The sequence below is a fragment of the Labilibaculum euxinicum genome (assembly GCF_963678175.1).
In the GTDB taxonomy this organism is placed as follows: Bacteria; Bacteroidota; Bacteroidia; order Bacteroidales; family Marinifilaceae; genus Labilibaculum; species Labilibaculum euxinus.
Genome location: NZ_OY782756.1, coordinates 1,162,729 through 1,178,970 on the forward strand (window position 1 = coordinate 1,162,729; position 16,242 = coordinate 1,178,970).

At 38.3% G+C, this 16,242-nt stretch carries 11 protein-coding genes, 2 tRNA genes and 3 rRNA genes; 11 read left to right on the forward strand and 5 right to left on the reverse strand.

The genetic code is table 11. From position 1 onward, the window contains the following. Positions 1-253: 253 nt before the first annotated feature. The 5 genes from ACY0M5_RS04995 to rrf all read left to right on the forward strand — a co-directional run bounded on the left by ACY0M5_RS04995 (position 254) and on the right by rrf (position 5,368). Positions 254-1,773, forward strand: a 16S ribosomal RNA gene (locus ACY0M5_RS04995). Positions 1,774-1,919: 146 nt separating this feature from the next. Then, positions 1,920-1,993 (forward strand) — tRNA-Ile (locus ACY0M5_RS05000). A gap of 86 nt (positions 1,994-2,079) precedes the next feature. Next, positions 2,080-2,153 (forward strand) — tRNA-Ala (locus tag ACY0M5_RS05005). 121 nt (positions 2,154-2,274) lie between these two features. Continuing rightward, positions 2,275-5,151: ribosomal RNA gene (locus ACY0M5_RS05010) — 23S ribosomal RNA — on the forward strand. Between the two features lie 106 nt (positions 5,152-5,257). Further along, positions 5,258-5,368: ribosomal RNA gene (gene rrf / locus ACY0M5_RS05015) — 5S ribosomal RNA — on the forward strand. The 16S, 23S and 5S rRNA genes sit together here with 2 tRNA genes alongside, the layout of an rRNA operon. An 88-nt stretch (positions 5,369-5,456) precedes the next feature. Here the strand turns inward: rrf and ACY0M5_RS05020 are convergent. From ACY0M5_RS05020 to ACY0M5_RS05035, 4 genes are all read right to left on the reverse strand, one after another. Continuing rightward, positions 5,457-6,173 carry a response regulator transcription factor gene (locus tag ACY0M5_RS05020; RefSeq protein WP_124993995.1) on the reverse strand — a complete coding sequence of 239 codons (717 nt, stop codon included), beginning with the start codon at positions 6,171-6,173 and terminating at the stop codon, positions 5,457-5,459. Then, entirely contained in the window at positions 6,163-7,770 is a 1,608-nt protein-coding gene (locus ACY0M5_RS05025; protein WP_461631008.1) for a sensor histidine kinase, read from the reverse strand. The genes ACY0M5_RS05020 and ACY0M5_RS05025 overlap by 11 nt, the downstream gene beginning before the upstream one ends. A 116-nt stretch (positions 7,771-7,886) precedes the next feature. Next, positions 7,887-8,636, reverse strand: a complete 750-nt coding sequence (kdsB, locus tag ACY0M5_RS05030) for a 3-deoxy-manno-octulosonate cytidylyltransferase (protein ID WP_461631009.1) — start codon at positions 8,634-8,636, stop codon at positions 7,887-7,889. Positions 8,637-8,657: 21 nt separating this feature from the next. Beyond that, the gene (locus tag ACY0M5_RS05035) at positions 8,658-9,827 is read right to left on the reverse strand and encodes a sensor histidine kinase (protein WP_461631010.1); all 1,170 of its coding nucleotides are present in this window, start codon (positions 9,825-9,827) and stop codon (positions 8,658-8,660) included. A 191-nt stretch (positions 9,828-10,018) separates the two neighbouring features. Here ACY0M5_RS05035 and ACY0M5_RS05040 point away from each other — a divergent pair, with 191 nt between their 5' ends. The 6 genes from ACY0M5_RS05040 to groL all read left to right on the forward strand — a co-directional run bounded on the left by ACY0M5_RS05040 (position 10,019) and on the right by groL (position 15,508). After that, positions 10,019-11,263, forward strand: a complete 1,245-nt coding sequence (locus ACY0M5_RS05040) for a sigma-54 interaction domain-containing protein (protein ID WP_461631011.1) — start codon at positions 10,019-10,021, stop codon at positions 11,261-11,263. Between the two features lie 133 nt (positions 11,264-11,396). Further along, a complete protein-coding gene (locus tag ACY0M5_RS05045; RefSeq protein WP_124993990.1) occupies positions 11,397-11,909 on the forward strand; it encodes an LptE family protein in 513 nt (170 codons plus the stop codon). A gap of 3 nt (positions 11,910-11,912) precedes the next feature. Further along, positions 11,913-12,950 (forward strand): hypothetical protein, encoded by a 1,038-nt coding sequence (locus ACY0M5_RS05050; RefSeq protein ID WP_461631012.1) that lies wholly within the window; start codon positions 11,913-11,915, stop codon positions 12,948-12,950. A 7-nt stretch (positions 12,951-12,957) separates the two neighbouring features. Next, on the forward strand, positions 12,958-13,299 hold the full coding sequence (gene secG / locus ACY0M5_RS05055; protein ID WP_101311745.1) for a preprotein translocase subunit SecG: 342 nt from the start codon (positions 12,958-12,960) through the stop codon (positions 13,297-13,299). Between the two features lie 259 nt (positions 13,300-13,558). Further along, positions 13,559-13,837 (forward strand): co-chaperone GroES, encoded by a 279-nt coding sequence (locus ACY0M5_RS05060; protein WP_101311744.1) that lies wholly within the window; start codon positions 13,559-13,561, stop codon positions 13,835-13,837. Between the two features lie 33 nt (positions 13,838-13,870). After that, entirely contained in the window at positions 13,871-15,508 is a 1,638-nt protein-coding gene (gene groL / locus ACY0M5_RS05065; RefSeq protein ID WP_124993988.1) for a chaperonin GroEL, read from the forward strand. A 55-nt stretch (positions 15,509-15,563) separates the two neighbouring features. Here the strand turns inward: groL and ACY0M5_RS05070 are convergent, their stop codons facing one another. Next, on the reverse strand, positions 15,564-16,193 hold the full coding sequence (locus ACY0M5_RS05070; RefSeq protein ID WP_461631013.1) for a hypothetical protein: 630 nt from the start codon (positions 16,191-16,193) through the stop codon (positions 15,564-15,566). Positions 16,194-16,242: the final 49 nt, after the last annotated feature.

The following is a 16,242-nucleotide window of genomic DNA, read 5'->3' on the forward strand; positions in this document are numbered from 1 at the left end:
AAAAAGATTTGCAGGTTTGGGATTTATTTCTTTATCTTTGCACTCGCTTTTAGAGACAGTAACGACTGTCTTGTTTAAGAATGAAATTTTAGAACAGGTTGCCTTTTTAAGTAAGGGGTATACAGCCGACAGAAGTTCTTTGAAAATATTGGAAACAACAAGTTAGGTAAATACAGGGAATAAAACCTTGTCAAGTAAGAATTACGATAACTATAAATACATCCAAGAGCAGAATTATAACAAAAGTTTTTATACAACGAAGAGTTTGATCCTGGCTCAGGATGAACGCTAGCGACAGGCCTAACACATGCAAGTCGAGGGGTATAGGCAGCTTGCTGCTTAGAGACCGGCGCACGGGTGAGTAACGCGTATGCAACCTACCTTTTACTGGGGGATAGCCCAAAGAAATTTGGATTAATACCGCATAATATATTTGAATCGCATGGTTTGAATATTAAATCTACGGAGGTAAAAGATGGGCATGCGTAGCATTAGTTAGTTGGTGAGGTAACGGCTCACCAAGACTATGATGCTTAGGGGGTCTGAGAGGATAGTCCCCCACACTGGTACTGAGACACGGACCAGACTCCTACGGGAGGCAGCAGTGAGGAATATTGGTCAATGGGCGCAAGCCTGAACCAGCCATGTCGCGTGCAGGATGACGGCCCTATGGGTTGTAAACTGCTTTTTTACAGGAATAAACTTTGCTACGTGTAGTGAACTGAAGGTACTGTAAGAATAAGGATCGGCTAACTCCGTGCCAGCAGCCGCGGTAATACGGAGGATCCAAGCGTTATCCGGATTTATTGGGTTTAAAGGGTCCGTAGGCGGGCTTTTAAGTCAGTGGTGAAATCCCGGAGCTCAACTCCGGAACTGCCATTGATACTGAAAGCCTTGAATTTAGTTGAGGTGGGCGGAATACGTTATGTAGCGGTGAAATGCATAGATATAACGTAGAACACCGATTGCGAAGGCAGCTCACTAAGCTAACATTGACGCTGATGGACGAAAGCGTGGGGAGCGAACAGGATTAGATACCCTGGTAGTCCACGCCGTAAACGATGATTACTCGTTGTGCACAATACACCGTGCGTGACTGAGCGAAAGCATTAAGTAATCCACCTGGGGAGTACGTTCGCAAGAATGAAACTCAAAGGAATTGACGGGGGCCCGCACAAGCGGAGGAACATGTGGTTTAATTCGATGATACGCGAGGAACCTTACCTGGACTTAAATGTAGATTGACCGGCTTAGAAATAGGCTTTCTCTTCGGAGCAATTTACAAGGTGCTGCATGGTTGTCGTCAGCTCGTGCCGTGAGGTGTCGGGTTAAGTCCCATAACGAGCGCAACCCCTATCGTTAGTTGCTAACAGGTTAAGCTGAGGACTCTAGCGAGACTGCCACCGTAAGGTGAGAGGAAGGTGGGGATGACGTCAAATCAGCACGGCCCTTACGTCCAGGGCTACACACGTGTTACAATGGCCAGTACAAAGGGCAGCTACCAGGTGACTGGATGCTAATCTCAAAAGCTGGTCTCAGTTCGGATCGGAGTCTGCAACTCGACTCCGTGAAGTTGGATTCGCTAGTAATCGTAGATCAGCAACGCTACGGTGAATACGTTCCCGGGCCTTGTACACACCGCCCGTCAAGCCATGGAAGCCGAGGGGACCTGAAGTACGTAACCGCAAGGAGCGTCCTAGGGTAAAATTGGTAACTGGGGCTAAGTCGTAACAAGGTAGCCGTACCGGAAGGTGTGGCTGGAACACCTCCTTTCTAGAGATTGGAAGTATTGTACTATAGGAATTGAGATTCGATAAGAGTTTTAGACTGTATTTCCTGACTGATTGTTTTCATAAATTTATTTATACCATAACCCATAGCGTTAGGGTGTTTTCACCGCTAAGCTGATAGGTAGTAATAGTCCTGTAGCTCAGTTGGTTAGAGCACTACACTGATAATGTAGGGGTCCGCAGTTCAAATCTGCGCAGGACTACTATTTAATTATCCATTAGGAGTTATTGATTACGAATAGAACGTAATTAAATGATTTGTAATTTGTAATTGGAGTGAAACGATTATGGGGGATTAGCTCAGTTGGCTAGAGCGCCTGCCTTGCACGCAGGAGGTCATCGGTTCGACTCCGATATTCTCCACAAAAATACGATGGTGTATTTAAAGTTCTTTGACATATTGAAACAAAATTAAAGTAGAAGTAACAAAAGTAAAGAAACAGGGATGAATTCCGGTAACGGGATTTAATTTTTGTTAACACAATAAGAAGTAATTAAGAGCGTATGGCGGATGCCTTGGCTCTCAGAGGCGATGAAGGACGTGATAAGCTGCGATAAGTCATGGAGAGGTGCAAATAACCTTTGACCCGTGAATTTCCGAATGGGGCAACCCACCTATTTTAATAGGTATCCAGCAATGGAGGCAAACCCGGAGAACTGAAACATCTAAGTACCCGGAGGAGAAGAAAACAAAAGTGATTCCCCTAGTAGTGGCGATCGAACGGGGATCAGCCCAAACCTATATTGTTTCGGCAATGTAGGGGTTGTAGGACTGCAATAAGAGAAATGGCGTGAAGTGGAAGTGTTTGGAAAGACACACCGAAGAGAGTGATAGTCTCGTACACGTAAGCAAAATGCCTCCAGCAGTATCCTGAGTAGCGCGGAACACGAGAAATTCTGTGTGAATCTGCCGGGACCATCCGGTAAGGCTAAATACTCCTGAGAGACCGATAGTGAACAAGTACCGTGAGGGAAAGGTGAAAAGCACCTCGAATAGAGGAGTGAAATAGTACCTGAAACCATACGCTTACAAGCGGTCGGAGCACCTTTTGGTGTGACGGCGTGCCTTTTGCATAATGAGCCTACGAGTTACTCCTCACTAGCGAGATTAAGGGCTTCAGGTCCGTAGTCGAAGCGAAAGCGAGTCTGAATAGGGCGTAAAGTTAGTGGGGGTAGACGCGAAACTTGGTGATCTACCCATGGTCAGGCTGAAGCTCTGTTAATCCAGAGTGGAGGGCCCAACCCGTTGACGTTGAAAAGTCTTGGGATGAACTGTGGGTAGGGGTGAAAGGCCAATCAAACTGAGAAATAGCTCGTACTCCCCGAAATGCATTTAGGTGCAGCGTCAGAGTCGAGAGTTATAGAGGTAGAGCTACTGATTGGATGCGAGGGCTTCACCGCCTATCAAATCCAGACAAACTCCGAATGCTATAACTTATATCTGGCAGTGAGCCCGTGGGTGCTAAGGTCCACGGACGAGAGGGAAAGAACCCAGACCATCAGCTAAGGTCCCCAAATGTATGTTAAGTTGAACTAACGAGGTGAGATTGCATTGACAGCTAGGATGTTGGCTTGGAAGCAGCCATTCATTTAAAGAGTGCGTAACAGCTCACTAGTCGAGCGATCTTGCATGGATGATAATCGGGCATAAAACATACTACCGAAGCTATGGATTTAGAATTTATTCTAACTGGTAGGGGAGCATTCCAGCGGCGCAGAAGCAGTGTGGTAATGCATTGTGGAGCTTCTGGAAAAGCAAATGTAGGCATAAGTAACGATAATGCGGGTGAGAAACCCGCACGCCAATAGACTAAGGTTTCCTGATCAACGCTAATCGGATCAGGGTTAGTCGGGACCTAAGGGGTAGCCGAAAGGCGAACTCGATGGACAACGGGTTAATATTCCCGTACCGGCTTTAACTGCGATGGGGTGACGAAGAGATGAAAGCACCGCGAACTGACGGAATAGTTCGTTGAAGACCGTACGTGATGAGAGATGCAGGTAAATCCGCATTTTGAGCTGAAAGTCGATAGTACTGCAATGCTACGGCAGCGCAGATAGTGTGCCTAATTTTACTTCCAAGAAAAACCTCTAAGCTTCAGGTTAAAGCTGCCCGTACCTCAAACCGACACAGGTAGTCAAGTAGAGTATACTAAGGCGCTCGAGTGATTCATGGCTAAGGAACTCGGCAAAATAGTCCTGTAACTTCGGGAGAAAGGACGCTCTCAGCGATGAGAGCCGCAGTGAAATGGCCCAGGCGACTGTTTATCAAAAACACATGGCTTTGCAAAAACGAAAGTTGAAGTATAAGGCCTGACACCTGCCCGGTGCTGGAAGGTTAAGTGGAGATGTTATTTTCGGAGAAGCATTGAAATGAAGCCCCAGTAAACGGCGGCCGTAACTATAACGGTCCTAAGGTAGCGAAATTCCTTGTCGGGTAAGTTCCGACCTGCACGAATGGTGTAACGATCTGGGCACTGTCTCAGCCATGAGCTCGGTGAAATTGTAGTATCGGTGAAGATGCCGATTACCCGCAACGGGACGGAAAGACCCCGTGCACCTTTACTGCAGCTTCACATTGATTTTGGGTAAGTAATGTGTAGGATAGGACGGAGACTATGAAGCGGGTTCGCCAGGACTTGTGGAGTCAACCTTGAAATACGTCCCTTTGCTTATCTGGAGTCTAACGTCTGACGACGGACAGTGTGTGGTGGGTAGTTTGACTGGGGTGGTCGCCTCCAAAAGAGTAACGGAGGCTTCTAAAGGTACCCTCAACACGTTTGGTAATCGTGTGTAGAGTGCAATGGCACAAGGGTGCTTGACTGTGAGACATACAGGTCGATCAGGTACGAAAGTAGAGCATAGTGATCCGGTGGTTCCGCATGGAAGGGCCATCGCTCAAAGGATAAAAGGTACGCCGGGGATAACAGGCTGATCGCTCCCAAGAGCTCATATCGACGGAGCGGTTTGGCACCTCGATGTCGGCTCGTCACATCCTGGGGCTGGAGAAGGTCCCAAGGGTTGGGCTGTTCGCCCATTAAAGTGGCACGCGAGCTGGGTTCAGAACGTCGTGAGACAGTTCGGTCCCTATCTGTTGTGGGCGTTGGAAATTTGAGAGGATCTGACTCTAGTACGAGAGGACCGGGTTGGACGAACCTCTAGTGCATCTGTTGTGGCGCCAGCTGCATTGCAGAGTAGCTACGTTCGGAAGGGATAAGTGCTGAAAGCATCTAAGCACGAAGCCTACCTCAAGATGAGATTTCCTTTAAGGGTCGTTGGAGACTACGACGTTGATAGGTTGCAGGTGTAAAGGCGGTGACGTCAAAGCCGAGCAATACTAATTACCCTAAAACTTCTGAGTGCGGTGTTCATTTCTGAATTTTTTCGGATGTTATTTTTACTTTGATTTTTTTGATATGTCTATGATATTATCTTGAGAGTGTAAGCTCAATATTAGATGAATGATTTTAGGTGTCTATTGCATCGGGGTTCCACCTCTTCCCATTCCGAACAGAGAAGTTAAGCCCGATAGCGCCGATGGTACTGCCAACAGGTGGGAGAGTAGGTCGACGCCAACTTTTAAAGAGTCTTGTTCCAATGGAATGAGACTCTTTTTTTTTGCCTGAAATTTGGTATTGAAAATGGCTTTGAATAATTTTTTACAATTTACTTTGTAGAATCAAATGGTGTATTGATTTGAAGTAAACGAAAGCCACTTCCGTGAATGTTCTCAATTGATAAATTGGAATCTGGTTTTAAATACTTTCTAAGTTTAGTAATGTAAACATCCATACTTCTTGTTGTATAGAAGTTATCATCCCCCCAAATGGTTCGTAAGGCATTCTCTCTGGGTAAAATTTGATTCATATTAGCGCAGAGCAAGCTTAACAACTCAGATTCTTTTGGGGAGAGCTTTTCTTGCTGATTATTTAAAGTTAATGTTCGCAATACTGGATCGAAAATGAATTTACCGATTGAGTATTGCTTTATTGTTGATGCTTTGCTGATACCATTATTTCTTGATAGTATGGCTTTAATCTTATAGATTAATAGTTCTGAGTCAAATGGTTTCGTAATATAATCATCGGCACCTAAACGATATCCTTGAATAATATCTTCTTTAAGTGCTTTTGCTGTAAGAAAAATGAGTGGTATATCCGCATTAATTAGTTTTATTCTTTTTGCTAAAGTAAATCCATCCATTTCCGGCATCATTACATCGAGAATGCAAAGATCGTATTTTGAATTTTCGAAACTCTCTAATCCTTCTTTTCCATTTTTACACAAGACAACATCAAAATCTGAAATTTCCAGATAGTTTTTCATGACAGCACCAAAATTAGGTTCGTCTTCAACTAATAGTATTCTAATATTATTTTTCATTTTGGCTTTTTAATGGAAGCGTTAAATTGACAGTTGTTCCCTCGTTAGGTTTACTGATAATATCGATATGTCCATTGTGTTTTTCAATGATCAGCTTTACGTAGCTCAATCCGAGGCCAAATCCTTTTACGTTGTGAATATTTCCTGTTTCCGCCCTGAAGAATTTTCTGAACACTTTTTTCTTGGTTTGTGGATTCATACCAATTCCTGAATCTTTTATCCAAATATGGATTTTGTTGTCCTGATTTTTTGTCCCGATTTCAATTTCGGGTTTTTCTATTGAATACTTAATTGAATTGTCGAATAAATTGAAAATAGCATTTAAAAAATGGACTTCGTCGATTTCAGCTATATCGTTGATTGCCTTTAAATCGATTTTTAAAGTGCCGTTTTTCTCATCAACTTGTAATTGAATATGCTCTGCAGCTTTTTGAAGTATTTCGTTTATATGATTGGTTTGCGGATTAATATCCAATTCATGTTTACCGAATAAAGAAAGTTGAAGAATATTTTCCACTTGTTTGTTCATTCGGAAGTTCTCATCTTTTATAATTGATGTAAAGTATCTGATTCTATCAGGATCTCCGATTATTTTTGGATTATTGATAGAATCTGAAGCTAGTGCTATGGTAGCAATTGGGGTTTTAAATTCGTGAGTGATGTTATTGATAAAATCAGATTTGATATCATTAATACGCTTTTGTTTTAAGATGAAAAAAATGGCATTACCAAAGGTGAAAATAATAAACAGGGTGAAAATTGCTGATAGTATCAGTAATGAAAAAATGGATTTGTATATAAAATTGAATTGGTCAGGAAAAAGCAGACATAGTTTATGATTTGATAAAAAAATATCATTTGGGAATAAATTTACCTGATGATTCGAAGCAACTAGTTCTGAATTTAAACTGGAGTCAGATGAAAGGACAATGTTCTTTGTTTTATCATCAATTACGGCATAATCGAATTCGGTATTAATATCAAAAAAGGTTAAGCTTTCCCGAATGTCATTGGGTAAATCCTTTTCATTGATTCGATCTTTGATCGTAATATCCTTAGAATTGAATTCATAGACAACTTTTTCAAAAATGTTTTCAATTTGCTCCTCTTTTTTTCTCGCTCTAATTATGGTATCATTTGTAGTTACTTGTATATCAATATTTAGAGATGAATCAAGAATTGTTTTTGGCTGCCAAAATTTGATGGATTTACTTTTAGGATTTTTGCGCGATACTATTAATTGTGTATCAGAACTGGTTGCATTATTTTGTTTTCCGTTGATTTTCCGGGTTGTTTTTATGCGGATGTGATGATCGTTTTTGTGATTCTTCTCATCAAGAAATTGTTTAATCTCATGAATTTCAATATTGCCAACTTTAACATCGGTGGCAGAATTCAGGCCTTCTGAGATTAAAAAAACGGATTCTTCCTTTTCAAGATTAGTAACAATTTTGTGTAAAGCTTCATTAATATTTGAATCAAAAGTCTGCTCCTGAATTTCGATTGCATTTTTTATCCAGAGAATTTGAACTCCAATAATCCCAATTAATGAAATTGACATTAGGAGGATTAAACTGGTGATAATTTTTCTGCTCATTGTGATTTTTATATAGATATCTGAAGATACAATTCAAATATATAAAGAGCAAGATTCATTATTGGTTAATGGCTTCCTAATAAGTCTTAATGAAAAGTTAAAGTATAAAAAAAGGACTATAAAAGTCCCATTTCCTTTACTCTAAGTAAATCTTCAGGAGTATCTATTCCTATCGATTCGTGTTCAGTTATTTCTGTTTGTATCCAATAACCATTCTCAAGCCAACGTAATTGTTCTAAAGATTCTGATAATTCTAATTTGCTTTGTTCTAGTTTCGTAACCTTCATTAAAGCATCAAATCGGTAGGCATACATCCCTATGTGTTTGTAGAAAGTATTTTGAGACAGCCATTTATCCTGATCTTCGCCACGAACAAACGGGATTGGTGACCGGCTGAAATATAAGGCGCGATTATCCTTAGCAGTTACCACCTTGACTTTATTTGGATCAAAAATTTCAGCAGTATTTGTAATTGCTTTTATTAATGTTGCAATTTCGGTAGCCGGATTATTGAAGCAGGATTTTAATGAATTAATTTGTTCAGGCTGAATAAAAGGCTCATCGCCCTGAATGTTAATAACTACGTCGAAATCAAGTTTTAAATTTTGGGAGATAATATTAGCCGCTTCAGCAATTCGATCGGTTCCGCTTTGATGATTTGGAGAGGTCATGATTATTTTTCCTCCAAAACTTTTAACAGCTTCCTCTATTCTTTTATCATCAGTAGCAACATAAACATGATCAAGTGCTTTAAGAGCTTGCTCGTATACTTTTTGAATCATTGGTTTGCCGTTAATATCGGCCAAAGGTTTACCAGGAAACCTAGTAGATGCATATCTTGCAGGTATAATTCCTAAGAATTTCATTTTTGTTTTATTTTGCGTGTTTTAATTTAATGGCAAAGTAAACAAAAATTCAGAACCTTCCCCTAGTTTGCTATGAGCCATTATTCTTCCACCATGACCGTTCACAATTTTTTTAGCGATAGCTAAACCTAAACCAGTACTACTTTCATTAGCTGTAGTTTTTGCACTGGTTGTTCCAAATTCGGTAAATAAATTTTTTACTTCCTGATCTGGAATACCAACGCCCTGATCTGTAACTGATATTTCAATATATGAATTGTTCTTTTTAAGAATGACAGATATTGTTGTATCTGGGTTAGAGTATTTAATAGCATTGCTTAATAGATTGTGCAATACCTGCTCAATTTTATTTTTGTCGATCCAAATTGAAATAATACTTATTGTTGGATTAAAATTGATTTGGATGTTCTTTTTTTTTGCGAAAATCTTATTGATTTTTATTGTATTTTCAATTATTTCCTGAATATTTTGTTCCTTCTTATCCAGTTTGAGTTTACCCAGTTCAATTTTGGAGATATCTAATAACTCATTAATCAGGTCAAGGGAAAACTGACTGCTGTCTTTTATTAATTCCATGAATTCAATTCTATCTTCATCGGAAAAATCGTGATACGAATCTAAGAGCAGATTGGAAAAGGATTTTATTGCGCCAATAGGATTACGAAGGTCGTGTGCGGCTATACCCAGAAATTTTGATTTTTGCTCATTAAGTACACGAAGTATTTCATTCTGTTCTTCAAGTTTATTCCTGCTATTCTCTAACTCAGTATGGTCATCAAGAATTACCAAAATATATTCATTTCCACCATATTGTATGTGTCGGGTTGAATACAAAAAATGTTTGGTTTCTTTTTGGTTATTTGAGTAAAAACCTCGGGTAAGTTTTTTATCATTTGTTGGAACTTTTTGGCACATGGTAAGCAGAAGATCACTTCTCAATTTACAGTTTTTACATTGAGAGGTTTCACCACATAAAGCATTTTCATCAACGGTGTATTGACATCCTAAGGAATTTCCACATAATTTATCAAGTACCTTTTCTTCTCTTTTTTGAAAGAGGAGTGTAAAAGACTCGTTTACACTTTTAACGCGGGTATGCTTATCTAGAATAAATATTGCTGATGTTATATTGTTGAATAAAATATTTAAAAATTCATTTGATTCTTTAAGACTTTTGAGATGGATTGACATAGGCTCTTGGATTTTACTATTTGTAATATGAAGTATTACTGAGATTGCGTGAAAAAGATACTGAAAATTAACAATCTTTAAAGATATTAATTAGGCAGAATAGCCTTCTAAATCTAAAAAGTAGTAATTTTGTCAGGTAGCATGATAAAATTTCATGTTTTTTATTTAGGTAACAATCAAATTAGATTTTTTTGATGGATATACAAACAATAAAACATCGTTTCTCAATTATCGGGAATACATATTCTTTGAACAGATCGCTTGACATTGCTATTCAGGTTGCCCCAACTGATTTATCGGTATTAATTACAGGAGAGAGCGGAACCGGAAAAGAAGTGTTTCCTCAAATAATACATCAATTCAGCTCTCGAAAACATGCACCATATATAGCTGTGAATTGTGGCGCTATTCCGGAAGGGACTATTGATTCAGAATTATTTGGACATGAAAAGGGTGCATTTACGGGAGCCTTATCAGATCGGAAGGGATATTTTGAGGTAGCTAATAAAGGAACCATTTTTTTGGACGAGATTGGTGAATTGCCATTATCGACACAGGTTCGTTTGTTACGTGTTTTGGAAACCGGTGAGTTCATTAAAGTTGGTTCATCAAAAGTTTTAAAATCAGATGTAAGAGTTGTTGCCGCAACAAATCTTAATGTTCCTAAAGCTGTAAAAGATGGTAAATTTAGAGAGGATTTGTATTACCGTTTAAATACTGTACCTATCAACATGCCTCCTCTGAGGGAGAGACAAGAGGATATTTATCTGCTGTTCCGAAAATTTGCACAAGATTTTGCTGAAAAATATAGAATGCCGCCTTTGCGTCTTGATCCCGGAGCTCAACAGTTATTGAAGTCTTATCGCTGGCCTGGGAATATTCGACAATTGAAAAATATTACAGAGCAAGTTTCCATTATTGAAAAGGAAAGGCAAATTAGTGCTGACATACTGAGGAACTATCTTCCAAGGAATGATGAGCATATGTTACCCGCTATTTATACTGATGTGTCTAAAAAAGATCAGGCCTTTTCTTCAGAAAGGGAAATACTTTACAAGGTTCTTTTTGATATGAAAAAGGACATGACTGATTTGAAAAAGTTAGTGTTTGAGTTGATGCAAACAAGTGGAGATTCTTCGTCTTTGCAAAAAGATAACGCTTTGCTTATCCGGAAGCTGTATGAAGATCAGGAGATTGATATTCTTCATCATCAATCTTCGGCGCAAACTTCTTCAACTATTTCATCGCCTAAAGATTCGGTAATTCAAGATACAGAGGAATTTGTTGAGGAATCTTTATCGCTTGAAGATAAGGAGGTTGAATTGATCAGGAAAGCCTTGGAGAAGCACAATGGAAAACGGAAGTACGCTGCGCAGGACTTAGGAATATCTGAGCGGACACTGTATCGTAAAATCAAAGAATACGATATCAACTAATATTCACAATTTATTGTTATTTTTATTTCCCAATATTATGAAACTTCTATGACAGGCAATTGTGACACACAGAGGCATGATTATTGGTTCATGGTAAGTTCCGTATGGCAACTAAAAAACATATTATAATCATATGAATTTAATTAAAGTCTTGTTTTTAAGTTTTTGTGTTGCCTTTGTGGTAACAGCATGTAAGGTGTCCTATTCATTTACAGGAGGAACCCTTTCTCCTGAGGTGAAAACTTTTTCGGTGCAATTTTTTCCTAATAGAGCTCCCCTTGTAAATCCTAATTTGAGTAATCAGTTTACGGAGGCACTTAAAGAAAAATTTCGTGGGCAAACTACTTTGGATGAAATTGTAGATGGAGAAGGACATTTGAATTTTGAAGGAGAAATAACCGGATACAGAACTCAGGCTTTAGATGTTACTGCAGATGATATTTCTGCAACCAATCGATTAACGGTTACTGTAAAAGTTCGTTTCACAAACGAAATAGAGCCTGATAATGATTTTGATAAGAGCTTTTCAGCCTTTCGGGATTTTGATAGTACCAAACAGTTAAGTGAAGTGGAAGAAGGATTAGTGGCAGAGATTTTAGAAGATATTATTGATGATATATACAATGAAGCGGTTGTAAACTGGTAAAAAATGGATCAAAGTTTATTACAGGATTGGATTAGAAATTCAGCGAAAATGGATCGGAACAGTCATCGGGAATTAAAAAGTCTGATTGACAAATATCCTTATTTTCAGACTGCTCATCTACTCTTGTTGAAAAACTTGCATGACAGCCAAAGCATTCGGTTTAAAGAAGAGTTGAGAAATTCAGCTTTGTACATTCCAGACCGGCGTCAGTTGTTTTTGTTAATTCAAGATCAAATTAAGATACAATCCCGTTTTAAGAGTAGCGAAAACATACTTATTGCTCCAGAAACACCAGAGCCTGTTACACAAGAGGAAAGTACAGATCTTCTGATCGATGAAAAGTCACTTGTATCTGAAATAGAAGCGGAGGAGCAGGATGGATTGTTTCAATTATCAGAGGAGTCGGAAGTAATGGATTCTGAGGTTTTGAATGATCAGAATAATCCTGTGGAATCTGAAAATTTGTTTGCTGCAAATGATGAAATTTTGGAGATCGCTGATTCTGAAAACAAAAAAGAGGAATCTACAGCGAAAACTGAGAAGTTACAAACAGAAAAGCAGTTGAGCGACTCGGAATTATTGGTGGCGGCAACAGAGGTTTATCATATTGGTTTTGGTGGTAATTTATATACTTTATCAGAAGAACCAAAGATCAGGAAAACAGAATCGGATAAGGATGAAAGTCACACCTTTACTGATTGGATGACAGTTGTTAATAAGAAAGACAGTAATGAATTTCATTCGGATTCAGATAAGGAAAAATCGAAAAAAGGAATTGATCTGATTGATAGTTTTATTCAAAATGAACCAAGAATAAGCAGGAACATTAAAGTTGTTGATAAACAAGAGGATATTTCATTGGGAAGTTTAGAGGATAAAGATGGTTTTATTAGTGAAACTTTGGCCTCTATCTACGTGAAACAGAAACTGTTCGATAAGGCTATTGCTGTTTATGACAAATTAGTTTTGAAAAATCCCGAAAAAAACGCTTACTTTGCGAGTCAGATTGAGAGAATAGAAAAATTAAAAAATAGTAAATAAGATAAGTATGTATACCTTTGTTTTAGTATTGATCTTTATTGTTTGTGTACTTTTAGTGCTAATCGTATTAGTACAGAACTCTAAAGGAGGTGGATTAGCTTCAAACTTTTCATCCTCAAACCAAATTATGGGAGTTAAGAAAACAACTGATTTCCTTGAGAAAGCAACCTGGGGTTTGGCCGGAAGTTTATTAGTTCTTTGTCTTTTAGCTGCGATGACTATTGATCGTGGTGAAGTAGAAGGTCAGAAATCACAAATCGAGCAGCAATTGCAGGAAACTGAAACTGCTACTGATGTTCCTACTTTCCCTACTGAAGCTCCTTCTACAGAAAAGGATACAGCAAAATAAGAGAAGAAAAATATCATTGATATAAATAAATGTCAGTATGTCATATCATACTGACATTTTTTTTGTCTTGTTATCGTTCTGTTTTTCAGTATATTTATTCATTCCCAGCTGAAATGTTGATAAGTCTTTTTCACATTTGTTATTGATGCTTTAAAATAGGAACAGTATTGTGGCAATATTGTCAATGAATTTCTTTTGGCATGAATTGTGAAAGAGAATGAATCATAAATTGTAATTTAAAACTTAAAATATTTTGAAAATGGCAGACTTAAAAGGTAGAATTCTTGCTGGTAAAATTTTGGTTGAAGCTATTAAAGCTGAAGAAAAAACTGCAAGTGGTATCATTATTCCGGATGCTGCAAAAGAAAAGCCAATGCAAGGTAAAGTAGTATTGGTTGGTTCTGATAAGAAAGATGAACCAATGGAATTAAAAATCGGAGATACGGTTTTTTATGGCAAATATTCAGGAACAGAACTGGTAATTGATGGAGATGATTATCTGTTAATGTCTCAATCAGACGTTTTGTACATTGCATAATTAATTACACAAACTTTCAAAATTAAGTAAGAAATGGCTAAAGAAATTAAATTTAATATAGAAGCCCGCGACCTTTTAAAAAAAGGTGTTGATGAGTTGGCAAATGCAGTAAAAGTAACTTTAGGACCTAAGGGTAGAAATGTTGTGATTGATCGCAAGTTTGGTGCACCTCAGATTACCAAAGATGGAGTTACTGTTGCAAAGGAAATTGAATTGGCTGATCCAGGAGCAAATATGGGTGCTCAGATGGTTAAGGAAGTTGCTTCGAAAACTGGTGATGATGCTGGTGATGGAACTACGACAGCAACTGTTTTGGCGCAATCTATTGTAAATGTTGGATTGAAAAATGTAACAGCCGGTGCGAATCCAATGGATTTAAAACGTGGTATTGATATTGCCGTTGCAGCTGTTGTTGCTAACATTAAAGAGCAAGCTCAGGAAGTTGGAGATAACTTCGACAAGATCAAGCAAGTTGCTAAAATCTCTGCAAATAATGACGAGACTATTGGTGCACTGATTGCTGAGGCAATGGAAAAAGTGAAAAAAGAAGGTGTAATTACTGTTGAAGAGGCAAAAGGAACTGAAACTTACGTGAAAGTGGTTGAAGGAATGCAATTTGACAGAGGATACATTTCTCCGTATTTCATTACCGATCCTGAAAAAATGGAAGCTGATTTGGAGAATCCATATATTTTATTGTACGACAAGAAAATTTCTACAATGAAAGAGTTAATGCCGGTTCTTGAACCAGTTGCTCAATCAGGTCGTCCGTTAATGATTATTGCAGAAGACGTAGAAGGCGAAGCATTGGCCACTTTGGTTGTGAATCGTTTAAGAGGTTCATTAAAAGTTGCTGCTGTTAAGGCTCCTGGTTTTGGTGACAGAAGAAAAGAAATGTTGGAAGATATTGCTATTCTTACAGGCGGAGTTGTTATTTCTGAAGAAAAAGGAATGAAATTGGAGCAGGCAACCTTGGAAATGCTTGGTCAATCAGAAAAAATTACCATTGATAAAGAAAACACAACGATTGTAAATGGAAGTGGAGAAAAAGATGGTATTGTTGCCCGTGTTTCTCAAATCAAAACTTTAATCGAGAATTCAACTTCTGATTACGATAAAGAAAAACTTCAGGAAAGATTAGCCAAATTAGCTGGTGGTGTTGCTGTACTTTATGTTGGAGCAGCTTCTGAAGTTGAAATGAAAGAGAAAAAAGATCGTGTTGATGATGCATTGAGTGCTACTCGTGCCGCTGTTGAAGAAGGCATTGTTCCTGGAGGTGGCGTAGCGTACATTCGTGCAATTGCTGCTTTAGAGAACCTTAAAGGTGAGAACGAGGACGAAACAACCGGTATTGAGATTATAAAGCGTGCTATTGAAGAGCCATTGCGTCAGATTGTTGCCAATGCTGGCGGCGAAGGTGCAGTTGTTGTTGATAAGGTGAGAGCTGGAAAAGGAGACTTTGGTTACAATGCGCGTATCGGAGAATATCAGAATCTATTTGAAACCGGTGTTATTGATCCTGCTAAAGTATCTCGCGTAGCTCTTGAAAATGCGGCTTCAATAGCTGGTATGTTCTTAACTACAGAATGTGTTTTGATTGAAATAAAGGAAGAAGCTCCTGCTATGCCAATGGGTGGTGGAATGGGTGGCGGAATGCCTGGTATGATGTAATCATTCTTCATCTGGAATATAGAAGGCGGCTGTTTGGCCGCCTTTTTTATTTTCTTTACTTGCGTATCAATAAAGGAGGCAATAGAATTTTTTCTTTGATTAGTCGTTTATTTAGCCTTCTGCTCATACTCCTGTAGATTGTGCCGGCATCATCCCATTGCGTGCCCGAAGAATAAATTTTACCAACCCAAAAAGGTTGCATACTATTTATATCTATTAAGTAGGCTTGAAATACAGCTTTCGGACTTTCTGATTTTTTAATTTCTCCACACTTACTAATTCTTTCGCTTACCTCATAATAGTAATCTGTTTCATTGATAAGAAGAATCGCTTCAGTATCAGATTTGCGTAAAGTTGAAATAAAATCATTGTAATTAATATCAATATTTATTTTGAATTTGTCTTTTGATGATGTGATTGGAGTTCTTGGATTGGATATTTCATTTCTAAGAACATTCTCCAGAAGTCTTCTGCTATCCATCGATTTCAGATCATTAATATTATCCCTGAAATATTTATCGTAAGTTTCTTCATTTAATGTTTTAACATTTATTTCATTAAAAATCGTAATTACAAATATTTTGTGATATTGTTTCTTTGGTTTTTCAATGTTTTGAAAAGATACATATGAACTTGCACATCCACCTAAAAGAATAGAAATACATACTGTTAGCAGGCTTTTCATGATATATATTTTTGTGTATACTAAATAGAATTCTCTATGTATATGACAG

What these genes read in the sequence shown, in the direction of transcription:
- groL (WP_124993988.1), top strand. Translation starts at nt 13,871, where the DNA reads ATGGCTAAAGAAATTAAATTTAATATAGAAGCCCGCGACCTTTTAAAA.
- ACY0M5_RS05070 (WP_461631013.1), bottom strand. Translation starts at nt 16,193, where the DNA reads ATGAAAAGCCTGCTAACAGTATGTATTTCTATTCTTTTAGGTGGATGT.
- ACY0M5_RS05050 (WP_461631012.1), top strand. Translation starts at nt 11,913, where the DNA reads ATGGATCAAAGTTTATTACAGGATTGGATTAGAAATTCAGCGAAAATG.
- ACY0M5_RS05045 (WP_124993990.1), top strand. Translation starts at nt 11,397, where the DNA reads ATGAATTTAATTAAAGTCTTGTTTTTAAGTTTTTGTGTTGCCTTTGTG.
- ACY0M5_RS05060 (WP_101311744.1), top strand. Translation starts at nt 13,559, where the DNA reads ATGGCAGACTTAAAAGGTAGAATTCTTGCTGGTAAAATTTTGGTTGAA.
- ACY0M5_RS05020 (WP_124993995.1), bottom strand. Translation starts at nt 6,173, where the DNA reads ATGAAAAATAATATTAGAATACTATTAGTTGAAGACGAACCTAATTTT.
- secG (WP_101311745.1), top strand. Translation starts at nt 12,958, where the DNA reads ATGTATACCTTTGTTTTAGTATTGATCTTTATTGTTTGTGTACTTTTA.
- ACY0M5_RS05025 (WP_461631008.1), bottom strand. Translation starts at nt 7,770, where the DNA reads ATGAGCAGAAAAATTATCACCAGTTTAATCCTCCTAATGTCAATTTCA.
- kdsB (WP_461631009.1), bottom strand. Translation starts at nt 8,636, where the DNA reads ATGAAATTCTTAGGAATTATACCTGCAAGATATGCATCTACTAGGTTT.
- ACY0M5_RS05035 (WP_461631010.1), bottom strand. Translation starts at nt 9,827, where the DNA reads ATGTCAATCCATCTCAAAAGTCTTAAAGAATCAAATGAATTTTTAAAT.